This is a genomic window from Streptomyces sp. NPDC004788 (assembly GCF_053601115.1).
Genome location: NZ_JBSGBF010000104.1, coordinates 359 through 19,835, shown reverse-complemented (window position 1 = coordinate 19,835; position 19,477 = coordinate 359). Strand labels below are relative to the sequence as shown.

The following is a 19,477-nucleotide window of genomic DNA, read 5'->3' as shown; positions in this document are numbered from 1 at the left end:
CATCATGATCGTCCGTACCTTCGCCTCGCTCGACGGCACCGAGCGCCACGTCCGCGCCGCCTCCGGCACCTGGGAGAGCAAACGGATCGTCCTGGCCCGTGAACGGGTCGGCTTCTCCCTGCACGAGACCGTCCTGTACGCCGGCACCGAGACGTCCATGTGGTACGCGAACCACGTCGAGGCCGTCGTCTGCGTCGAGGGCGAGGCCGAGCTCACCGACCACGAGACGGGGCTCACGTACACCATCGTGCCCGGAACGATGTACCTGCTCGACGGGCACGAGCGGCACACCCTCAAGGTCAGGCGCGACTTCCGCTGCCTCTGCGTCTTCAACCCGCCCGTCACCGGCCGCGAGGACCACGACGAGAACGGCGTGTACCCGCTCCTCACCGAGCCGGAGCCCGAGCCGAGCTGAAACCCCGCACCCGTACAGACCCCGTACAGACCCCGTGAACGAACACGAGGAAGGAAGGCAGTCCCACCCATGGTCTCCGCCCCCACCCGTCCCATCGACCTCTACCCCACCCGCGGCGCCGAGGAAGTGCTGATCGGCCGCAAGGACCCCGTCGTCTGGTCCGCCCCCGGCACCCCCGGCCCGTTCTGGGCGCGCGAGCTGGAGTCGTACGACCGCGACGGCTTCGTCACTGTCGAGGAGCTGGTGACGCCCGACGAGGTCGCCGGGCTGCGCGCCGAGCTGGACCGGCTCGTCGCCGACCCCGCCGTACGCGAGGACGAGCGGTCGATCGTCGAGCCGGGCTCGCAGGAGATCCGCTCGGTCTTCGAGGTGCACCGGATCAGCGAGGTCTTCGCCCGGCTCGCCGCCGATCCCCGGGTCGCCGGGCGGGCCCGGCAGATCCTGGGCTCCGAGGTGTACGTCCACCAGTCGCGGGTCAACGTCAAGCCCGGCTTCGGCGCCAGCGGCTTCTACTGGCACTCGGACTTCGAGACCTGGCACGCCGAGGACGGGCTGCCGCAGATGCGGACCGTGTCGGTGTCGATCGCGCTCACCCCGAACCACACCACCAACGGCAGCCTCATGATCATGCCGGGTTCGCACCGCACCTTCCTCGGCTGCGCCGGCGAGACCCCGAAGGACAACTACAAGCGGTCGCTGCAGATGCAGGACGCGGGGACGCCGTCGAACGAGGCGCTGACGACGTTCGCCGACGCCTGCGGGATCCGCCAGTTCACCGGGCCGGCCGGCTCGGCGACCTGGTTCGACTGCAACGCGCTGCACGGCTCGGGCGACAACATCACCCCGTACCCGCGCAGCAACGTCTTCTTCGTCTTCAACAGCGTGGAGAACAGGCCGGAGGCACCGTTCGCCGCGCCGGTGCGGCGGCCGTCCTTCATCGCCTCGCGGGACTTCACTCCCCTGAGCTGAGCTCGTCCGTCCCTCCTCCCCCCTCTTCTCCCCCGCCTCCTCCCCGCCTCTCCCCCGCCTCCCCGACTCCCTGGAAGGACCCTCATGTCCCGTGCCCCGCGCCCCGATCGGCTCGACCGGCGTGGCTTTCTCGCCCTGGCCTCCGCCTGCGGGGTCGCCGGAGTGCTGACCGCCTGCAGCCGCACCGAGGCGGGCACGGGCGCTCCGAAGGAGGACGCCGGCCTGCTCGCGAAGCTGCGCGAGCAGGGCTTCGTGCGGGTCGGTTTCGCCGGTGAGGCGCCGTACGGCTTCCAGGACGGCGACGACCTCGCCGGTGAGGCCCCGACGCTGCACCGGGAGGTGTTCCGGGCGCTCGGCGTCCGTGAACTGCGGCCCACGCTCACCGAGTTCGGCTCGCTGATACCCGGACTGCTCGCCGGCCGGTTCGACGTCGTGAGCGCGGGCATGTCGATCACGCCCGAGCGGTGCGCCAAGGTGATCTTCTCCGAGCCCGAGTTCGTCTCCCCCACCGCCCTGATGGTCCCGAAGGGCAACCCGAAGCGCCTGACCGACTTCGCGTCCTGCGCGCGGGCCGGAGCGACGGTGGGCGTGCTGACCGCCGCCGTGGAGGCTTCGTACGCGAAGGCGGCGGGCGTCCCCGACGGGTCGGTGAAGACGCTGGCCAAGCAGCAGGACGGGCTCGACGCGCTGCTCGCCGGACGCGTCGACGCCTTCGCCCTCACCGGGATCTCGCTGCGCTGGCTGGCCCGGACGAACCGGGGCGCGGCGGTGGAGGTGGCCACGCCGTTCGTGCCCGTCGTGGACGGTGGGAAGCAGTGGAGCGCGGGCGGAGCGGTGTTCCGGCCGGGAGCGCGGTCGCTGCGGGACGCGTTCGACCGCGAGCTCGCGCGGATCACCGGCGATCCGGGGCGCTATGTGGGCCTGATCGGGCGCTACGGCTTCACCGAGAAGGAGGCGCCGCCCCGGTCGCTGCACACCGCGGACCTGTGCGCGGGCAAGGGGCCGGCGTGAGCGACTTCCTGCCCGAGTTCCGGCGGGCGCTGCCGCGGCTCGGCGAGGGGCTGCTCGTGACACTGGAGGCGACGCTGCTCGGCGCGGCCCTCGCCCTGGTCCTGGCGTACGCGCTGGGGCTGATGTCCCGCTCGCGGCGGCTGCCGGTGCGCGGCGCGGCCCGTACCGTCGTCGAGTTCTTCCGCGGCACCTCGCTGTACGTGCAGCTCTTCTGGCTGTTCTTCGCGCTGCCGATCCTCGGCTTCCGGCTCGAACCGCTGGCCTGCGGCGTGGTGGCCCTGGGGCTCAACTTCGGGGCGTACGGGGCCGAGGTGGTCCGGGGCGCGGTCGCGGCCGTGCCCCGCTCGCAGCGGGAGGCGGCGGTCGCGCTCGGCATGGGGCCGTGGCTGCGGCTGCGACGGGTGGTGCTGCCGCAGGCGCACGCGCTGATGGTCGCGCCGTTCAAGAACCTGCTGGTGCAGCTGCTCAAGGCCACGCCGCTGCTGTCGCTGGTCACGGTGCCCGATCTGACCTTCGAGCTGGACCAGTTGCGGTCGGCGACCGGTGACACGGCGGCCGCTTATCTGGTGCTCCTCGCGGCGTACGGGCTCCTGGCCGCCGTGGTGAGCCTGCTGATGAACGCGCTGGAGCGGGCCGCGCGGGCCCGGCTCGGCGCGCTCGACGGCCCCGGCGCGCCCGGCGGTTCCGGCGGGCTCGGCGGTTCCGGGAAGCTCGGCGGGCTCGCAGGGCTCGGTGGCGGGGGTGGTCGGTGATGTGGGACGGGGAGGCGGCCTGGGCCGCGCTGCCGGTCGTCCTGAAGGGCTTCGGGGTCACGCTCGTGGCGACCGTGCTCGGCTTCGCGGTGGCGACGCTGCTCGGGCTCGTGCTCGCGCTCGTGGGGCGCGCCGCGCCCCGCTGGGTGGCGCTGCCGGTGACCGGGGCGGCCGCGTTCGTGCGGTCGACGCCGCTGCTCGTGCAGCTGTTCGCGGCCTGGGTCCTCGTGCCCGGCCTGGACGCCCCCGTCCTGGGCGTCCTGGTCCTCGGGGTGCACTACGCGGCGTACCTGGCGGAGGTGTACCGGGCGGGCATCGACTCCGTACCGCGCGGGCAGTGGGAGGCGTGCACGGCGCTGTCGCTGCCGCGGCGGCGGGTGTGGCGGGCCGTGGTGCTGCCGCAGGCGGTGCGCAACGTCCTGCCGCCGCTGGGCAACTACGCGGTCTCCATGTTCAAGGAGACGCCGCTGCTGTCCGTGATCACGGTGCACGAGATGGTGCACGAGGCGAACACCTTCGGCAGCACGCACTTCGCCTATCTGGAGAGTTTCACCCTGGCCGGCGCGGTGTTCCTGCTCGCGAGCTGGCCGACGTCCGTGCTCGTACGACGACTGGAGGCACGCCTTGCCCATTGAGAAGACCGAAGCCGGGGCCGGGCCTGCGGAGGCGGTACCCGGGACGACGTCCGCGACGGAGTCCGAGCCGATGTCCGATCCGGTGACCAGGCCGGTGCCCGATCCGATGTCCGATCCGGTGCCCGGGACGCCTGCCGAGGCGGTGCGGTTCGAGCGCGTGACCAAGCGGTACGGCGATCAGGTCGTCCTCGACGGTCTCGACCTGGCGGTCGGGCGCGGCGAGCGGGTGACACTGATCGGACCGAGCGGTTCCGGCAAGACGACCATCCTGCGGCTGCTCATGACCCTGGAGCGGGTCTCGGACGGCGTCATCCACGTGGCCGGGCAGCCGTACTCGCACATGCCGGCCGGCGGGGCGGGTTCCGGCGCGGACGGCGGTGCGGGCGGCGCGCTCGTCCCGGCGAGCGAGCGCTATCTCGCCCGGCGCCGGCGCGGGATCGGCATGGTCTTCCAGCACTTCAACCTGTTCCCGCACATGACGGTGGAGCAGAACATCGTCGAGGCGCCGGTGCACGTGCTCGGCGAGAGCCGGGAGGAGGCGCACGAGCGGGCCCGCGAGCTGCTGGGCATGGTCGGCCTCGCCGACAAGGCCGGCGCCCGGCCGACCCGGCTGTCCGGCGGCCAGCAGCAGCGGGTGGCGATCGCCCGCGCCCTCGCGATGCGGCCGGAGATCCTGCTGCTCGACGAGGTGACGTCGGCGCTCGACCCGGAGCTGGTGGCGGAGGTGCTGGACGTGCTCCGGGACATCGCCCGGGACACGGACATCACCCTGCTGTGCGTGACGCACGAGATGGGCTTCGCGCGGGACGTCTCCGACCGGATCCTGATGTTCGACCGCGGGTCGGTGGTGGAGTCGGGTCCGGCGGCCCGGCTGCTCGACGCCCCGGCGCACGAGCGGACCCGGGCCTTCCTGAGCTCGGTGCGCTGAGAGACCGGTTCGGGTCCGGTTCGAGTCCGGGTCGGACCCGAGCCGGAGCCGACGCCGAGCCGAGCCCGAACCGGACCCCAGCCGGACCCGAGCCGAGCGCGGGCCGGGCCCCGGCTCGAACGTCCACCGCCCGTTCCTGTGCACGAAGGGATGAATGCGGACCGACGTCGGCGTTTCGCGTGCGGAGCGGCGCCACCCTGCTGACGTGCGTACGGAGCGCGAGATCACGGTGCCGCGGCAAGGGCGGCCGGTGTTGGTGGGAAGAACGACGGGGCCCGGGCGTCAGGCCGGGCGGGGACGGCCGGCGCGGCCGCCGGCGGCGGTGCGGCGGGCGAGTGTCCGGGACCGGTTGCGGTACCGGGTGGACCGGGCCGTGGTGAGGGGGATGACCGCACTGGTCGGCTGGCTGGCGCTCGTGTGCCTGGCGGTCGTGGCGCCCGCGAGCACGCTGCTCGTGTGGACCGACACGCGGGCGCCGGTCACCTTCGAGGGCAAGGCGGCGGCGGTGTGGCGCACCGTCGGGCAGACGCTGCGGCTCGGCGGCGAGGTCGGACCGCCGCTGCGGATCGTGCTCTCGTTACTGCTGGCGCTGGTGGCCCTGCTGTACGTGTCCACGCTCGTCGGCATCATCACGACCGCGCTCACCGACCGCCTGACGGCGCTTCAGCGCGGCCGCTCCACGGTGGTGGAGGTCGGCCACACGGTGGTCCTCGGCTGGTCCGAACAGGCCCCGACGGTCGTCGCCGAGCTGGTCGCCGCCCATGCCCAGCGGCGGGGCGGCGCGGTCGCGGTCCTCGCCGAGCGGGACACCACCGAGATGGAGGAGGAGCTGCGCGCGGGCCTGCCGGGCGGCTCCCGGCGCAGCCGAGCCCGTAACCGGACCCGGCTGCTGTGCCGGAGCGGGCGCCCCGCCGATCCCGTGGCGCTCGCCCGGGTGAAGCCCGCCACGGCCGGCGCGGTGGTGGTCCTGCCGCCGGACGGTCCCGACAGCGGCGCGCAGGTGGTCAAGGCTCTGCTCGCGCTGCGGGCCGCGCTGGGCGACGGGCGTACGGTCCGGGTGGTCGCGGCGGTCCGCGACGGCCGCTACCGGGCCGCCGCCGCGCTCGCCGGCGGCCCGGGCGCCACCGTCCTCGACGTGGACGACATCGCGGCCCGCCTGCTCGTCCAATGCGTCCACCAGCCGGGCCTCGCGCTCGTCCTGGAGGACCTGCTCGACTTCGCCGGCGCCGAACTGCACACCCTCCACGAACCCGCGCTCGCCGGACTCCGGTTCGGCACGCTGCGGGCCCGCTGCGCCGACGCTTGCGCGGTGGGGATCGTACGGGCCGGCGGCACGCTCGTCCTCAACCCGCCGCCGGAGACGGAGCTGGGCCCCGGCGACGGCCTCGTCGTGGTCGCCGAGGACGGCCGCGCGCGGGCGCTCGGCGGCGACGTACCGGCGGTCGACGCCACGGTGATCGCGGCCGGTGCGCCACCCCGTGCACCCCGCCCGTACCGGGTGGTGATGCTCGGCTGGAACCGCCGCGCCGCGCGGGTGGTGGAGCTGCTCGTACGGGGCGGCGCTTCCGGGTCGACCGTGGACGTGGTCGCGGCGGAGGCGCCCGGGGAGGACGTGCCGGTGCTCTTCCACCGGGGCGATCCGCTCACGGACACGGCGGTTCGCCGTGTCGACGGCCGCTACGACCATGTGGTCGTCCTCGGGCCGGACCGTACGGCGGACGCGGACGAGCCGGACGACCGGACCCTCGTCACGCTCCTCCACCTGCGGGCCCAGGAGGCCGGGACCGGCCGCGCGCTGCCGCTCGTCGCCGAGCTGGCCGACGCCCGCAACCGCGCCATCGCGCCCGTCGGCCCCGGCGCGGACGTGGTCGTGAGCGGGCGGCTCGTCGGGCTGCTGATGGCCCAGATCTCCCAGAACGGTCATCTCGCGGCGGCGTTCGAGGAGCTGTTCGCGGCAGGCGGCGCTTCCGTGCAGCTGCGTCCGGCGGGGGACTTCGTCCTGGACGGTGCCGAGGCGTCGTTCGCGACGGTAGTGGCGGCTGCGGGCCGGCAGGGCGCGTGCGCGATCGGCTACCGCTCGGCGGCGGACGGGGTCCGGCTCAACCCGCCGAAGCGGGCGGTGCGCTGCTGGGGTGACGGGGACGAGGTGATCGTGATCGAGACGGAGCCGGATGCGACGTAACCCGGATGACGAGTTCTCGACAGGAGTGCGGTCCTCCGCATCGGGCCGGGCCAGGCGGGCAGAACGCGGTAGACGCACGACAAGCGGGCGATTGCCTGAGGAGCCTCCATGACGACGTGGCCTCCGGCCGACGAGCCGGTCTTCACCGCCGACTTCGACTCACGGGAGCAGTGGACCGCGGGCCGCTCCTGGGCCTATCCGGGCGGTGGCCCGGTCAACCCGGGCGACAACAAACTGGACTACCTGACGGCGGATCCCGCCTACACCCGCGGCGGTGTCTTCCGCGCGACCCGCCGCCCGGACGGCAAGTGGGACACGGGACTCCTGACGACCGAGGGCGCCCCCGGGGGCTTCGAACTGCGCACCGGCGACACGCTGGAGGCGCGGGTGCGCCTGCCCGAGGAGACCGGCGCCTGGCCGGCGATCTGGACCTGGCGGGACGGCGGGAGCGAGGTCGACGTCTTCGAGTACCACCCCGACAACCCGGACCTCCTCGAACTCTCCAACCACGTCCGCGGCACCTACCACTACCACCGCTCCCCCACCGTCAGCCCCGGCGCCTGGATCCGGCTGCGCACCGAGTTCGGGGCCCGCTCGGTCACCTGGTGGCTCGACGACACCGAGATCTTCAGCGACGACCGCGGCGTCGGCCGGAACTGGCGCGCCGACCTCATCGTCAACCTGTCGGTCTGCGCGGGCCGCTACCACCCGGCGCCGCCCCCGGCGGCGGAGGAGATGTCCTACGAGGTGGGCGAGCTGCGCGTGTACCGGTCGGCGGGCGGAGGCTGGCCGGGCCGGCCACCGGCCTGACGAGCGGCCCGGTCAGCCGATGTGCAGGGCCACCCCGCAGACGCCGTGGCCGGTGCGGACCGCGGCGCGCCAGACGCGCAGGGGGCCGTCGAGGACGCGACGTGACGGCCTGGAGCGGTCAGCGCGCGGAACGCTTCGATGGCGTCGCGCCGGGTCGGGTGCCCGTACCAGGCCCGGTGGTCCGGAAGCGGGGCCCGCTGCCACGCCTCCCAGCGCTCCCGCGAGCCGCGCGCGCCACGGTCGGCCGCCATCGCGGGCAGCAGGCGGGGCGCGTGCTCCGCGATGACCGTGTCGGGGTGACCGCTGATCCCCCAGGCGCTCGTGAATCCCATGTCGCGGACGCTATCGCCCGCCACTGACAGTGGCCGGGTCACCACCAGTAGGTGGGGTACTTCGGCGCGCCGCGGCGGATGCGGGAGACGGCGAACTCCATGACGACGAGCACCAGCGTGGCGCCGAAGAGGAGCGGGACGAAGCGGGCCGGGGCGGGTGACTGGAGGACGATGACCACGGCGGTGGCGCAGGCCGGGGAGTGCGGGGTGCGGGCGAGGTGGGTCAGGGCGAGGGTGACGCCGGCGGCGACGGCCGCGGCCCAGGCGCTGGCGCCGGCCAGCGCGAGGGTGGCGTAGCCCGCTGCGGCGGCCAGGAGGTGACCGATGACGACGCTGCGCGGCTGGGAGAGCGGTGCGGTCGGGGCGCCGTGGACGAGGGCGGCGCTCGCGGCCAGCGGGGGTATCAGGACCGGCTCGTGAATGGCCGCGCCGATGGCCACGAGACCGAGGAGGACGACCGTGACGGCACTCACACTGTGGAAGGCGGCCGCCGGCGCCGGGCGGGCCGGGGCTCGGCCGACGCTCCGGGGCTTGGGCGCGGTCTCGACCGTGGCGGCGGACGTGGCGGTCTCGGGGGCTGCGGTGTCGGTGCTCATGGTGACGTGAAGTGTTTCCGGAGGCAGGGGATCGGGAGGGCAGGCGTACGGACCCTGTGATCGACAGTCGGCCCGCCCTTGCGCCCACGCCTGCGCCGCCCGGATCGGGGCGGCGCGACCACGGTTGATTGTATACAAAACGTTGAAGCGGGGACGAGTGGGGTCGGTCACCAGCACGGGCCCGGTCGACGGGGCGGGTCGGGCGGAGGGCGGGGCGGGTGCCCGGTCGGGCGGCGCGCGGCCTGTGGGAGGGTGAGCCCGTGACCCCGACGCCGGAAACCGACAGCCCTTACAGCATCGACAGTCCTCACAGCACCGACAACGCCGGCAACGCCGACGACGCCCGCGACACCCGACGGACGCCCGCGCGGACGGCTCCGCGAACGGCTCCGGGCGGCGGGCGGGTCCTGCTCGGCTGCATGGGTCTGGGCGGGAGCTGGGACCCCGGCCCCTACTCCGGCGCCGACGTCGACGCCGCCGAGGCGGCGATCGAGGCCGCCCTGGACAGCGGCATCACCGCCTTCGACCACGCCGACATCTACCGGCACGGCAAGGCGGAGGCCGTCTTCGGCGAGGTCCTCGCCCGCACACCCGGGCTGCGCGAGCGGATCACCCTCCAGTCGAAGTGCGGGATCCGGCTCGCCGGCGGTGACCGGCCCGGTCTCTACGACCTGCGCGGGGCCACCGTCGTGCGCCGGGTCGAGGAGAGCCTCGCCCGGCTGCGCACCGACTTCCTCGACGTGCTCCTGCTGCACCGGCCCGACCCGCTCGCCGACCCGGCGGACGTCGCCGAGGCCCTGGAGTCGCTCCATCGGCAGGGGCTCGTACGGCGGTTCGGCGTCTCCAACATGAACGCGCCCCAGATCTCCCGGCTCCAGGCCCACCTCTCGCTGCCCCTCGTCGCGAACCAGCTGGAGCTGAGCCTGCTGCGCCGGGACTGGCTGGAGGACGGCGTGCTCGTGAACACGGCCGCGGCCTCCGCCGTCGGCTTCCCCGCCGGCACGGTCGAGCACTGCATGGCCCACGGCATCGGTCTGCAGGCGTGGGCCCCGCTGGCACAGGGCCGCTACACCGGGCGCCAGGAGACCGCGGACGAGCACGCCACGGCAGCGCTCGTCGCCGACCTCGCGAAGGAGAAGGGCACCACCCCGGAGACGATCGTGCTGTGGTGGCTCCAGCGCCACCCCGCCCGCATCGCCCCGGTCATCGGCACCAGCCGCCCCGAACGCATCCGCGCCTGCCGGGACGCCGCAGTCGACGCGCCGGACCTCGGGCACGAGGAGTGGTACCACCTGTGGATCACGGCGCGCGGCGCGGCCCTGCCGTGACGGGCGGCAGAAGGGTCCGCGTGCCGCTCGGGAACCCGGGACGCGGCCGGACCGTTACCGAAGCCAGGACCGGAATCGAGCCGGGGACGGGAGCCCGCCAGAGATGAACGACGCGCTGCACGCCGAGGCGCCCTCCTTCGCCCACCTCGCCGGGGATCCCGGCTCCCCGGTGCTGCTCCACGTGCCGCACTCCTCCCGGGTGGTGCCCCCGGAGGTGCGCCCCGGCATCGTGCTCGACGACGCGGAGCTGGAGCGCGAGCTCGACCACATCACCGACGCGCACACGGAGGACATCGCAGCCGTGGCGGCGGTGTCGGCGGACGTGGCGCCCTGGCGGTTCGTCAACCGGCTGTCGCGGCTGGTGGTCGACCCCGAGCGGTTCCCGGACGAGCGGGAGGAGATGCTGGCGGTCGGGATGGGCGCGGTGTACACGCGGACCACGCACCGCGCCGAGCTGCGGCCGGACGGCTTCGATCCCGTACCGCTCGTCGGCCGCTACTTCACGCCGTACGCCGAGGCCATGACCCGGGCCGTGGACGAGCGGCTCGCGGCGGTGGGGCGCGCGGTGATCGTGGACGTCCACTCGTACCCGACGGCGCCGCTCCCGTACGAGCTGCACGGCGACGGCCGGCGGCCGCCCGTCTGCCTGGGCACGGACGCCTTCCACACGCCGCCCGCGCTGCTCGCGGCGGCGCGGCGGGCCTTCGCCGGCTTCGGCGGCGTGGGGACGGACAGCCCGTTCGCGGGGACGTACGTGCCGCTGGCGCACTACGGTAAGGACCCGCGGGTCACGGCGCTGATGGTGGAGATCCGCCGCGACCTGTACATGACCGAGCCCGGAGGCCCTGCCGGGCCGGGGGTGCGGGCCCTGGGCTGCGCCCTGGCCGCCCTCGTCGACGCCCTCTCCTGAGGCACCGCGCCGGGACCTCCGCGTAAAATGGGGCAGGTGAGCGCACTGCGATACGAGCTGGTGTTCTCCGGCGGGACGGGCGAGGCCCGGGACGCCGTGGTGGTCGAGCGGACCTCGGCCACGGGCCCCGGCGGGCACCCGGTCTACGCCGATGTGACGGGCATCATCCGCGCCGAGATCAGCGACCGGGCGGAGGTGCGCATCCTCGCCTCGGGCGGCCACCAGGACGTCCCGCAGGGAGTGGTGGCCAGGCGGCTTCCGGAGGCCCCGGACGCGGGTGGCGCGGACGTCGCCTAAGCTTCGCGGATGACCACGATCGACCCCTCTTCCGAGCAGTCGGACCCGCGCTACGTCCGGGTCACCATCGAGCTCGTCGCCGAGATCACCGACGAGCAGGCCCTCAAGGCCGCCGCGCTCCAGCAGGTGCGGAACGACGAGTACCTGGACGACGCCGAGCGCGCCCAGTCCGTCGAGGCGATCGAGCTGGACCCGTCCGGCTCCCTCGCCCACTTCATCGACCCGGTCGAGCTGCTCGGCGACGTGCCCGGCGTCGAGCTGACCTCGGCCACCTGGGAGTCCGCCCACACCGAGTACGACCCGGACGAGGAGACCTGGGAAGAGCACTCGGTAGAGGACTGATCCCCCGCTCCTCCTCCCCCTTCCCCTCCTCTTCCCGATCACCTTCCGCCGCGCGGCGCTCGACCGGAGCACCGTGCGGCTGGTAGGAGATCCCTGCACAGTACGTCGGGCAAGGGGGCACGCGATGAAGCCGCTGGAGGCAGGGGATCCGGCATCGGTCGGAGACGGCCGGTACCAACTGGTCGGACGGCTCGGCCAGGGCGGCATGGGGGTGGTGTACCTGGGCCGCTCCCGGTCCGGCCGGGCGGTCGCGATCAAGGTCGTACGGCCCGAGCTGGGCACCGACCCCGAGTTCCGGCGCCGCTTCGCCCGTGAGGTGGCGGCGGCCCGGCAGGTCGGCGGCTTCCACACGGCCCCCGTGGTCGACGCGGACCCCGACGGACAGCCGGCCTGGCTGGTCACCGCGTACGTCCCCGGGCCCACGCTGCGGGCCGTCCTCGACCGGGTCGGGGCGCTGCCCGCGGACAGTCTCACCCTGCTCGCCGCCGGCCTCGCGGAGGCGCTGGAGTCCATCCACCGGGCCGGAGTGGTCCACCGCGACCTCAAGCCCGCCAACATCATCGCCGCCGAGGACGGGCCGCGCGTCATCGACTTCGGCATCGCCCGGGCGCTCGACGGCACCACGGCCCTCACCCGCACCGGCCTCCAGGTCGGCACGCCGGGCTACCTCGCACCCGAACAGCTGACCGGCGGCACGATCACGCCGGCCGTCGACATGTTCGCGCTGGGCGTCGTGCTCTGCCAGGCGGCGGGCGGCGCGCCCTTCGGCGACGGCTCGTCGGCGAGCTGGCTCTACCGGGTCGTCCACGAGGAACCCGAACTCACCGCGGTCCCCGTCGCGCTGCGCGGCCTCGTCGCCGCCTGCCTGGCCAAGGCCCCTGAGCAACGCCCCACGCCCGCGACCCTCCTCGACGCGCTGACGGTGCGGCACCGGCCGGACGGCGGCTGGCTGCCGGACGAGGCGACGGTGCTGCTGGCGGCGGCTCGGGAGCACCCGCCCACCGAGGCGGTACGGGAGCAGACGGCCGGGGACGCGGTCACGGAGAGCGGCGAACAGCCGCCCGCGGCCACGGCCGGGCCGGAAGCGAGACAGGTCACCGCGTCGAAGCCGACCGAACCGACGCCCGCCGCACCGTCGACACCGACCGAACCGACACCTGCCACCGCCCCGGAGACGACCGAACCGGCGCCCGTGTCCATGCCCGAGACGCAACCCGTCACCGCCTCGGAGTCAACCGAACCGACGCCCGCGCCGGTGCCCGTGCCCGTTCCCGTGCCCGTGCCCGTGCCCGCGACGACACCCGTCATCACCGCGGCCACCTCCGACTCCGCCTCGACCGCTCGGCGCTCGCGCCGTCGCCGTACGGCCGTGGGCGCGGCGCTCGTCGTGTGCGCGGCCGTCGCCGGCCTCCTCGTCTGGCAACCCTGGCAGGCGGAGAGGTCGAGCGGCGGGGAGAAGACCGGCGGTGCGAAGACGGGGGGCGGTCCGACGGCCGCCGCGCCCGCGCCGTTCCCGACCGCTCCCCTGCTGATCCGTCAGGACACCGCACCCGGCTGGCCGCAGCGCTGCCACGGCGTGATCGCGGTCCGCCCGGCGGGCACGGACACTCCGCGCCGGCTGATCACGGACGGCACCTGCGACATGCTGCCGCAGTGGGCGCCGGACCGGGCGTCGTTCGCGTTCACGCGCCGCACGTCCGAGGAGACGGCGGTGTGGACGGCGCGCGCCGACGGCTCGGGCGCCCGGCGGATCGCCGCGATCGCGGGCGGGCGGGTGTCGTGGTCGCCGGACGGCACCCGGCTCGCCGTACTGCGCAAGGTGGACGGCGTGCAGCAGCTGTTCGAGGTGACGGTGGCCGACGGCTCGGCCCGGCAGCTCACGCACGGGACCGGCCGGGTCGAGGATCCGGCGTGGTCCCCGGACGGCAGGCGCATCGCCGTCTGCCTGGAGGCGTCCCGGCAGGGCGACTGGCAGATCTTCGCCGTGGATCCGTCCGTGCCGGACGGCGAGCCCGTACAGCTGACCCGACTGCCGCACCCGGCCCTGGACCCCGTGTGGTCCCCCGACGGCCGGACCTTCGCCTACACCGCGGGCAGCTACCAGCGCACCACCACCCGGGGCGACATCCACCTCGTCCGCACCGACGGCACCGGCGACCGGCCACTGGTGGCGACCGCCGCCCACGAGATGGACCCGGCATGGTCGGCGGACGGCACCTGGCTGGCCTTCGTCCGCGGCCCGTACGAGAAGCCGGTCGTCTGGGCGATCCGGGCGGACGGCACGGACGAGCGGCAGCTGACGACCGGTGACCTCCCGGAGGGGCACCCGGCCTGGCGGTGACGGCGCACGAGGAAGCGGCGGCACGGGGCCGGGCCCGTACCGCCGCTTCTGTCGCGGGCGACCGCGTCAGCCGGTGATGGAGTACGGGTCGCCGTAGACGCTCCAGTACAGCGGAGTGTTCAGGTCGTAGTTGTTCTCGTTCAGGAAGCGGCGCTGGGCGGTGCTCACGCGGGTGGTGTCGCTGTGGGCCTCCTCCTTGCGCATCTCCTCCTCGCGGGCGTCGAGGAAGGCGTTGAGGTACGTCTTCTCGTTGCCGCCGCGGGAGGGCGGGGTCGCCCGGGACATGGCGACCGCGCGGATGGCGCGGAAGCCGTCCTCGCCGTGCATCACGGCGGCGTCGTAGTACGCGAACTGGCCGAGCGCGCGCAGGCCGTCGGTCTTGGCCTGGGAGACGGCGGGGTTGAAGTAGACCCGGTCGCGCTCCGCCTCCTGCGTCTGCTGGAAGACGGAGTCCCGCGCGGCCTGCCGCCAGGCGGCCGGGAAGCCGGGGTCGAGGCCCTCGTGGGAGTCGGTGCCGTTGACCTTGCGCAGGGCGGGCAGGTAGGGGGCGAGCGGGTTGCCCGGCTTCTTGGCGGTGTAGCGCTCGACCAGGTCCAGCATGTCGCCGGTGCCGGAGCAGAAGCCGATGATGCCGGCGGTGTAGCCGCGACCGTCCTTGATGTCCTCGATGTAGGCGAACTGGGCGCGCCAGTCGAGGGAGGAGTTCTCGAAGGAGGACACCAGTTTCATGGCGATCTCCTTCTTGCGGGGGTCGTCGAGGTCGGTGCCGGTGGTCGGCGGCGGGGTGGTGGAGCCGGTGCCGTACGCCTCGACCTCGTAGAGGGAGTAGCCGTACGGCGTGCCGCGCTGGGTGCCGAAGACACGCAGGTAGCGGCCGGTGCCGTCGACGGCGAGGTCGTCGGTGCCGCCGTCGCCGGCGGTCGTCGTGTAGAGCCGGCGCCAGGTGGAGCCGTCGTCGGAGACCTCGACGCGGTACGCCCTGGCGTACGCCGCCTCCCACTTGAGCACGACCCGCTTGACGGCGGTGCCGCCGCCGAGGTCGATCCGAATCCACTGGTTGTCGACGCCTTCGGCGCTGGCCCAGCGGGTGGTGGTGGAGCCGTCGACGGCCTTCGCGCCGGTCAGCGTGCTGCTCTCGGTGGACGAGGTGGTGACGGGCCGGCCCTGGGCGAGGTTGCCGGCCGCGGCGGTGGCGGACGTGGGGCCGGCCAGGGCGGGGAGCAGAAGCCCGGTCGCCGCGGCGGCGACGAGGGCGGCGGTGCGGTGGCGCCGGAGTGCGTTGATGGTGGGGGGCATGTCACTCCTTGATCTCGGGTTCTCGCTCTGGGGTTCTGGGGTTCTGGCTCTCTGCGGTCTCGTTCTCGGGGTGTCGTGACGGGTGTGCGAGGGCCGATTAATAGGAAAGCTTCCTAACTGTCGGCGAGAGGTGAGCGTAGGGCGAGCCCCCAGGGGACGCAAGGGGACGGATCGCAAAGGGAGTTGAAGACGGCTGAAGGTGGTGCCCATGTCGCCACGCTCGAAGCGGCGTTGGCCGAGCGGGGCCGGTAGGGTCCTCACGGGGCATCGAACCGACAGTGGGGGCCGGATGAAACGCGCCGTCGTCATGGGCGGCAGCTACGCGGGGCTGTTCGCCGCGCGGGTGCTGAGCGAGTACGCCGAGGAGGTCGTCGTCCTCGAGGCCGACGAGGCCATCGGCCCGGACGGAATGGGGACGCGGGCCCCGCAACGACGACAGCTGCACGCGCTCCTCGCCATGGGGCACAGTCAGCTGGAGCGCTGGTTCCCCGGGATCACCGGGGAGCTCGTCGCGGGCGGCGCGCTGCTCGGCGAGGGCGACGACGTGCGGTTCTACATGGACGGGCAGCTCAAGGCGCCCGCCGCGGGGACCCGGATGCTGGGTGCCACGCGGCCGTTCCTGGAGGCGACGGTACGCCGGCGGGTGGCCGGGGCGGCGAACGTGCGCCTGGTGACCGGGCAGGCCGCCGGGCTCGTCGTCGAGCGCGGCCGGGTCCGCGGGGTGGCCACGGCGGACGGCGAGGTGCTCGACACGGAGTTCACCGTGGACGCGACGGGCCGCTCCAGCCGGCTCGGCAACTGGCTGGAACAAGACGGTTGGGAACGGGCACCGGTCGCCCGGATGCGGATCGATCTCGGCTACGCCACGGGCACCTTCCGGCGCGGCGACGAGCTGGGCAGCACCGTCGTCGTCCACGGCAGCCCCGGCCCGGCGAGCGGCTACCGGCCGACGGTGACGGAAGCCGGCGGCCTCGTCGCCGTCGAGGGCGACCGCTGGTCGGTGGTCCTGGCCGGCTACGCGGGCGACCGGCCGGGGCGGGACCCGGAGGAGTTCCGGGCCAGGATGCGCCGCTGCGTGGAGCCGCTGCGCACGGTCGCCGACACGTGCGAGATGACCAGCACGGTGGAGACGTTCCACGTCGCCGAGAGCCGGCGGCGCGACTACCAGCGCCTCGGCCGCTTCCCGGGCGGCCTCGTGGTGGCCGGGGACGCGCTCGCCGCGGTGAACCCGGTGTACGGGCAGGGGCTCACCCTGGCCGCCCTGCAGGCCAACTCCCTGGCCGCCCACCTGCGTTCCGGCGCGGCACCCCAGGACCCGGCATGGGGCTACTTCCGGCGCGCGGCGACCGTCGTCGACGCGGCCTGGCAGCTCTCCACCACCGCCGACCTGGCCCAGCCGCACGTCGACGGCCCCTACCCGCCCGGCTACCCGCTGATCCGGTGGGTCGGCGACCGCATCACGGCGGCGTCGATCGTGGACGCCACCGTGAACACCACGTACACCAACGTGCTGAACATGGTCGAGCACCCACGCGCCCTGACCCGCCCCGCGCTGCTCCTGCGCGCGGCCCGGGTACTGCTCGCCGGAGCCGGCCGGGGGTGAGCGCGGGCACCGGCAGCCGCTCGGGGCCGGCGGGCGTGAGCGCCGCCGGCCTTCGGCGACGAGATCGCGCGGGCGCTGCTCGCGCCGGCCGTGTGAGCAGGACGGCTCCGCCCGCGCCGGGCGGGGCGCGGACGGAGCCGGGGCACGGCGGTCAGCCCTGGCGGGCCTTGGCGCGCGGGTCCTTGCGGTTGATCACGTAGATCCGGCCGCGGCGGCGGACCACCTGGGCGCCGGGGCGCGCCTTCAGGGAGCGGAGTTGCGTACCTTCATGAGGATCCTTCCGGGTGTGCCGGGGGGGTCAGCGGCAGGCGTCAGCGCTGCTCGCGGAACTCGACGTGGGCGCCGAGGACGGGGTCGTACTTGCGCAGGACGAGCCGGTCGGGGTCGTTCTGGCGGTTCTTGCGGGTCACGTACGTGACGCCGGTGCCGGCCGTGGACCTGAGGGTGACCACGGGACGCTGGGTGGTGCGGGACATGAGTGCTCCTTCCGGCTGCCGGCCGAGCCGATATCTTTGACTCGGGCATGTCAGCCACCCCGTGCAACGCCGGCACGCGGGCTCGCATTCCCCCGCACCCCCGTCGAGCGGATAAGGTGCCGGGCGAGATCCGGAACCCGGCCATACCGTGGTTGCGTCGTTCCGCAGTTCCGTACGGGGAGAACAAGCTTGATGAGTGGTCAGCAGTCGGGCAGCGCCGGCGCCTCCGCGGTCTTTCAGCCGCTCGCCGCGGACGATCCCACGATGGTCGCCGGCTACCGGCTGGCCGCCCGGCTCGGCGCCGGTGGCATGGGCAAGGTCTATCTGTCGTACACGCCCGGTGGCCGCCCCGTGGCCGTCAAGGTCATCCGCCCCGAGTTCGGCGAGGACGCGGAGTTCCGTCGCCGCTTCGCCCAGGAGGTGCGCTCCGCGCAGCGGGTTCAGGGGCTGTACACGGCGCCCGTGATCGACGCCGACGCCGAGGGCGCGCATCCGTGGCTCGCCACCGCCTATGTGCCCGGTCCTTCGCTCGCGGACGCGGTGGTGGCGCACGGAGCGCTGCCGGTCGAGACGGTGCTGCTGCTGGTCGCGGGGATGGCCGAGGCGCTCCAGGTGATCCACGGCGCGGGCCTGGTGCACCGCGACCTGAAGCCGTCGAACGTGCTGCTGGCCGCCGACGGGCCCCGGGTGATCGACTTCGGCATCGCGCACGCCGCCGACGCCACCTCGCTCACCGGCAGCGGCGTCACCATCGGCACGCCGGCCTTCATGGCGCCCGAGCAGGCGGCCGGCAGCCGGGTCACCCCGGCCACCGACGTCTTCGCGCTGGGTCAGGTCGCGGCGTACGCCGCAGCGGGGCTGCCCGCGTTCGGTGAAGGGGCCTCGCACGGTGTGCTGTACCGGATCGTGCACGAGCAGCCGGACCTGAGCGCCGTCCCGGAGCGGCTGCGCGAGCTGGTCACCCGCTGTCTCGCCAAGGATCCCGCGGGCCGGCCGACCGTCGCCGAGGTCATCCGGCTCTGCCAGGAGGCCAACGCCGCCACCGTGCTGCGCCGCCCCGAGGACTGGCTGCCCGGCGCGGTCTCGGCCGACATCACCGCGCGCGCCGCGACCCCCGCGCCGGCGTCTCCGGTGCCGCAGGCACCCCCCACGCCGCCGGCGCCCCCGGCGCACGCGCCCGTCCAGCCGCCGACTCAGCCGCCCGCTCAGCCGCCGGTGCAGCCGTCGACGCAGCCGTCGGGGCAGGGGCCGCAGCACCCGGCGACCGCCCCCGCCGTGGCGTACTCCCCCACCGCGCCCGCGGCCCCGGTAACCGGTCCCGCGACCGGTCCGGTGCCCGCGCCGCCGCACGCGCACGGCTACGCGTACGCCCCGACGCAGGGCGTGGGCGGCCCCGCGCCGTACGCGACGCAGTACCCCGGCGCCCCCGCCCCGTACCCGGGGCAGCAGCCGCAGGCCCCGGCGCCGCGCGGGAACGCGGGCAAGCGGACCCTGCTGGTGGGGCTCGCCGCCGCACTCGTCTTCGGCGTGGGCGGCGCGGGCCTCGCGTACGTCCTCACGAAGAACGAGGACCGGCCGAGCGCCTCCGGCGACAACGGCAAGTCCAGCGGCTCCACGGGCACTTCCACGGGCAGTTCCTCGAACGGTTCCTCGGGCGGCGCCCAGTCGAACGGCAAGCCGTCCGCCAAGCAGGAGCCCAAGCCCGTTGAGTTCAAGAGCATCAACCTCACCGCCGGCTACCACCTGACGCTCGGCGACGACGTCGTACGCCCGCAGGACGGCGAGGACGGCGGATACGAGCTGTCCTACGACACCGGCGGCTACCTGGACGCCGAGAGCACCGGCGGGAACCTGGTGTTGCTCGACCCGGGACAGCAGGGCTCGCTCGCCACCTGCCGCGCGGAGACCCGGTTCACCGAGGAGGTGTACGTGAACAAGCTGTCGCCGGGCCGCCAGCTCTGCGTGACCACGGGCACCGGCCACCTGGGCCTCGTCACGGTCAAGGCCTTCTCCCCGGAGGGCTCGCCCAGCACGTACATGACGCTCGACCTCACCGTCTGGCGCAACGCCGCGGCCTCCGGCTCGGGCAACTGATCCCGCCCGGATCGCCCCGGACACCCGTCGCACCCGGAGCACCCGGAGCACCCGGAGTGGCAGGGACATGAGGCCGTCGGGACCTCACCAAGGCGGGGGGGGCCCGCAGGGGTGGGGGGCCCCCGCCAGGCAGCCCAGAACATAAATGAAGACCACGCGC

At 74.3% G+C, this 19,477-nt stretch carries 19 protein-coding genes and 1 pseudogene; 15 read left to right on the top strand and 5 right to left on the bottom strand.

Annotated elements, in window-relative coordinates; genetic code table 11:
• The first annotated feature begins 4 nt into the window (after nucleotides 1-4).
• The 8 genes from ACWEJX_RS31860 (at nucleotide 5) to ACWEJX_RS31825 (ending at nucleotide 7,702) form a co-directional block, all read left to right on the top strand.
• Nucleotides 5-415 carry an ectoine synthase gene (locus ACWEJX_RS31860; RefSeq protein ID WP_403791141.1) on the top strand — a complete coding sequence of 137 codons (411 nt, stop codon included), beginning with the start codon at nucleotides 5-7 and terminating at the stop codon, nucleotides 413-415.
• 69 nt (nucleotides 416-484) lie between these two features.
• Nucleotides 485-1,384, top strand: coding sequence for an ectoine hydroxylase (thpD, locus tag ACWEJX_RS31855; protein ID WP_451610887.1), 900 nt, complete (start codon nucleotides 485-487; stop codon nucleotides 1,382-1,384).
• Nucleotides 1,385-1,468: 84 nt separating this feature from the next.
• A complete protein-coding gene (ehuB, locus tag ACWEJX_RS31850; RefSeq protein ID WP_451610886.1) occupies nucleotides 1,469-2,395 on the top strand; it encodes an ectoine/hydroxyectoine ABC transporter substrate-binding protein EhuB in 927 nt (308 codons plus the stop codon).
• Nucleotides 2,392-3,147, top strand: coding sequence for an ectoine/hydroxyectoine ABC transporter permease subunit EhuC (ehuC, locus tag ACWEJX_RS31845; RefSeq protein ID WP_451610885.1), 756 nt, complete (start codon nucleotides 2,392-2,394; stop codon nucleotides 3,145-3,147). Before ehuB ends, ehuC begins: the two co-directional genes overlap by 4 nt.
• The gene (ehuD, locus tag ACWEJX_RS31840; protein ID WP_451610884.1) at nucleotides 3,147-3,782 is read left to right on the top strand and encodes an ectoine/hydroxyectoine ABC transporter permease subunit EhuD; all 636 of its coding nucleotides are present in this window, start codon (nucleotides 3,147-3,149) and stop codon (nucleotides 3,780-3,782) included. The genes ehuC and ehuD overlap by 1 nt, the downstream gene beginning before the upstream one ends.
• Before the next feature lie 70 nt (nucleotides 3,783-3,852).
• Entirely contained in the window at nucleotides 3,853-4,710 is an 858-nt protein-coding gene (gene ehuA, locus ACWEJX_RS31835) for an ectoine/hydroxyectoine ABC transporter ATP-binding protein EhuA (RefSeq protein ID WP_451610883.1), read from the top strand.
• A 385-nt stretch (nucleotides 4,711-5,095) separates the two neighbouring features.
• Nucleotides 5,096-6,892 (top strand): CASTOR/POLLUX-related putative ion channel, encoded by a 1,797-nt coding sequence (locus ACWEJX_RS31830; protein WP_451610882.1) that lies wholly within the window; start codon nucleotides 5,096-5,098, stop codon nucleotides 6,890-6,892.
• Nucleotides 6,893-7,000: 108 nt separating this feature from the next.
• Entirely contained in the window at nucleotides 7,001-7,702 is a 702-nt protein-coding gene (locus ACWEJX_RS31825; RefSeq protein ID WP_451610881.1) for a beta-glucanase, read from the top strand.
• Nucleotides 7,703-8,072: 370 nt separating this feature from the next.
• Here ACWEJX_RS31825 and ACWEJX_RS31820 read toward each other — a convergent pair whose 3' ends face one another.
• Complete coding sequence (locus ACWEJX_RS31820; RefSeq protein WP_451610880.1) at nucleotides 8,073-8,630, bottom strand: HPP family protein; 558 nt, start codon at nucleotides 8,628-8,630, stop codon at nucleotides 8,073-8,075.
• A gap of 260 nt (nucleotides 8,631-8,890) precedes the next feature.
• Between ACWEJX_RS31820 and ACWEJX_RS31815 the strand changes: the two genes are divergently transcribed.
• From ACWEJX_RS31815 to ACWEJX_RS31795, 5 genes are all read left to right on the top strand, one after another.
• Nucleotides 8,891-9,958 (top strand): aldo/keto reductase, encoded by a 1,068-nt coding sequence (locus ACWEJX_RS31815; RefSeq protein ID WP_451610879.1) that lies wholly within the window; start codon nucleotides 8,891-8,893, stop codon nucleotides 9,956-9,958.
• A gap of 103 nt (nucleotides 9,959-10,061) precedes the next feature.
• A complete protein-coding gene (locus ACWEJX_RS31810; RefSeq protein ID WP_451610878.1) occupies nucleotides 10,062-10,868 on the top strand; it encodes an N-formylglutamate amidohydrolase in 807 nt (268 codons plus the stop codon).
• A gap of 27 nt (nucleotides 10,869-10,895) precedes the next feature.
• The gene (locus ACWEJX_RS31805; protein ID WP_451610877.1) at nucleotides 10,896-11,165 is read left to right on the top strand and encodes a DUF6296 family protein; all 270 of its coding nucleotides are present in this window, start codon (nucleotides 10,896-10,898) and stop codon (nucleotides 11,163-11,165) included.
• Between the two features lie 9 nt (nucleotides 11,166-11,174).
• A complete protein-coding gene (locus tag ACWEJX_RS31800) occupies nucleotides 11,175-11,507 on the top strand; it encodes a hypothetical protein (RefSeq protein WP_451610876.1) in 333 nt (110 codons plus the stop codon).
• A 124-nt stretch (nucleotides 11,508-11,631) separates the two neighbouring features.
• Entirely contained in the window at nucleotides 11,632-13,848 is a 2,217-nt protein-coding gene (locus tag ACWEJX_RS31795) for a protein kinase domain-containing protein (protein ID WP_451610875.1), read from the top strand.
• Nucleotides 13,849-13,914: 66 nt separating this feature from the next.
• Here ACWEJX_RS31795 and ACWEJX_RS31790 read toward each other — a convergent pair whose 3' ends face one another.
• Complete coding sequence (locus ACWEJX_RS31790; RefSeq protein WP_451610894.1) at nucleotides 13,915-14,715, bottom strand: chitosanase; 801 nt, start codon at nucleotides 14,713-14,715, stop codon at nucleotides 13,915-13,917.
• 6 nt (nucleotides 14,716-14,721) lie between these two features.
• A pseudogene (locus ACWEJX_RS31785) lies at nucleotides 14,722-15,144 on the bottom strand (discoidin domain-containing protein); the annotation flags it as partial.
• Between the two features lie 289 nt (nucleotides 15,145-15,433).
• Here ACWEJX_RS31785 and ACWEJX_RS31780 point away from each other — a divergent pair.
• The gene (locus ACWEJX_RS31780; protein WP_451610874.1) at nucleotides 15,434-16,747 is read left to right on the top strand and encodes an NAD(P)/FAD-dependent oxidoreductase; all 1,314 of its coding nucleotides are present in this window, start codon (nucleotides 15,434-15,436) and stop codon (nucleotides 16,745-16,747) included.
• 151 nt (nucleotides 16,748-16,898) lie between these two features.
• Here the strand turns inward: ACWEJX_RS31780 and ACWEJX_RS31775 are convergent, their stop codons facing one another.
• Nucleotides 16,899-16,994 carry a 50S ribosomal protein L36 gene (locus tag ACWEJX_RS31775; protein ID WP_451610893.1) on the bottom strand — a complete coding sequence of 32 codons (96 nt, stop codon included), beginning with the start codon at nucleotides 16,992-16,994 and terminating at the stop codon, nucleotides 16,899-16,901.
• Between the two features lie 64 nt (nucleotides 16,995-17,058).
• Nucleotides 17,059-17,223: a 50S ribosomal protein L33 gene (gene rpmG, locus ACWEJX_RS31770; protein WP_403791106.1), complete on the bottom strand. Its 165-nt coding sequence runs from the start codon at nucleotides 17,221-17,223 to the stop codon at nucleotides 17,059-17,061.
• Between the two features lie 192 nt (nucleotides 17,224-17,415).
• Here rpmG and ACWEJX_RS31765 point away from each other — a divergent pair, with 192 nt between their 5' ends.
• The gene (locus ACWEJX_RS31765) at nucleotides 17,416-19,317 is read left to right on the top strand and encodes a protein kinase domain-containing protein (protein ID WP_451610873.1); all 1,902 of its coding nucleotides are present in this window, start codon (nucleotides 17,416-17,418) and stop codon (nucleotides 19,315-19,317) included.
• The last annotated feature ends 160 nt before the right edge of the window (nucleotides 19,318-19,477 follow it).

Excerpts from the sequence above, each read along its gene's own strand:
- ACWEJX_RS31860 (WP_403791141.1), top strand. The coding sequence starts at position 5 with ATGATCGTCCGTACCTTCGCCTCGCTCGACGGCACCGAGCGCCACGTC.
- thpD (WP_451610887.1), top strand. The coding sequence starts at position 485 with ATGGTCTCCGCCCCCACCCGTCCCATCGACCTCTACCCCACCCGCGGC.
- ehuB (WP_451610886.1), top strand. The coding sequence starts at position 1,469 with ATGTCCCGTGCCCCGCGCCCCGATCGGCTCGACCGGCGTGGCTTTCTC.
- ehuD (WP_451610884.1), top strand. The coding sequence starts at position 3,147 with ATGTGGGACGGGGAGGCGGCCTGGGCCGCGCTGCCGGTCGTCCTGAAG.
- ehuA (WP_451610883.1), top strand. The coding sequence starts at position 3,853 with ATGTCCGATCCGGTGACCAGGCCGGTGCCCGATCCGATGTCCGATCCG.
- ACWEJX_RS31830 (WP_451610882.1), top strand. The coding sequence starts at position 5,096 with ATGACCGCACTGGTCGGCTGGCTGGCGCTCGTGTGCCTGGCGGTCGTG.
- ACWEJX_RS31825 (WP_451610881.1), top strand. The coding sequence starts at position 7,001 with ATGACGACGTGGCCTCCGGCCGACGAGCCGGTCTTCACCGCCGACTTC.
- ACWEJX_RS31820 (WP_451610880.1), bottom strand. The coding sequence starts at position 8,630 with ATGAGCACCGACACCGCAGCCCCCGAGACCGCCACGTCCGCCGCCACG.
- ACWEJX_RS31810 (WP_451610878.1), top strand. The coding sequence starts at position 10,062 with ATGAACGACGCGCTGCACGCCGAGGCGCCCTCCTTCGCCCACCTCGCC.
- ACWEJX_RS31805 (WP_451610877.1), top strand. The coding sequence starts at position 10,896 with ATGGGGCAGGTGAGCGCACTGCGATACGAGCTGGTGTTCTCCGGCGGG.
- ACWEJX_RS31800 (WP_451610876.1), top strand. The coding sequence starts at position 11,175 with ATGACCACGATCGACCCCTCTTCCGAGCAGTCGGACCCGCGCTACGTC.
- ACWEJX_RS31795 (WP_451610875.1), top strand. The coding sequence starts at position 11,632 with ATGAAGCCGCTGGAGGCAGGGGATCCGGCATCGGTCGGAGACGGCCGG.
- ACWEJX_RS31780 (WP_451610874.1), top strand. The coding sequence starts at position 15,434 with ATGAAACGCGCCGTCGTCATGGGCGGCAGCTACGCGGGGCTGTTCGCC.
- rpmG (WP_403791106.1), bottom strand. The coding sequence starts at position 17,223 with ATGTCCCGCACCACCCAGCGTCCCGTGGTCACCCTCAGGTCCACGGCC.
- ACWEJX_RS31765 (WP_451610873.1), top strand. The coding sequence starts at position 17,416 with ATGAGTGGTCAGCAGTCGGGCAGCGCCGGCGCCTCCGCGGTCTTTCAG.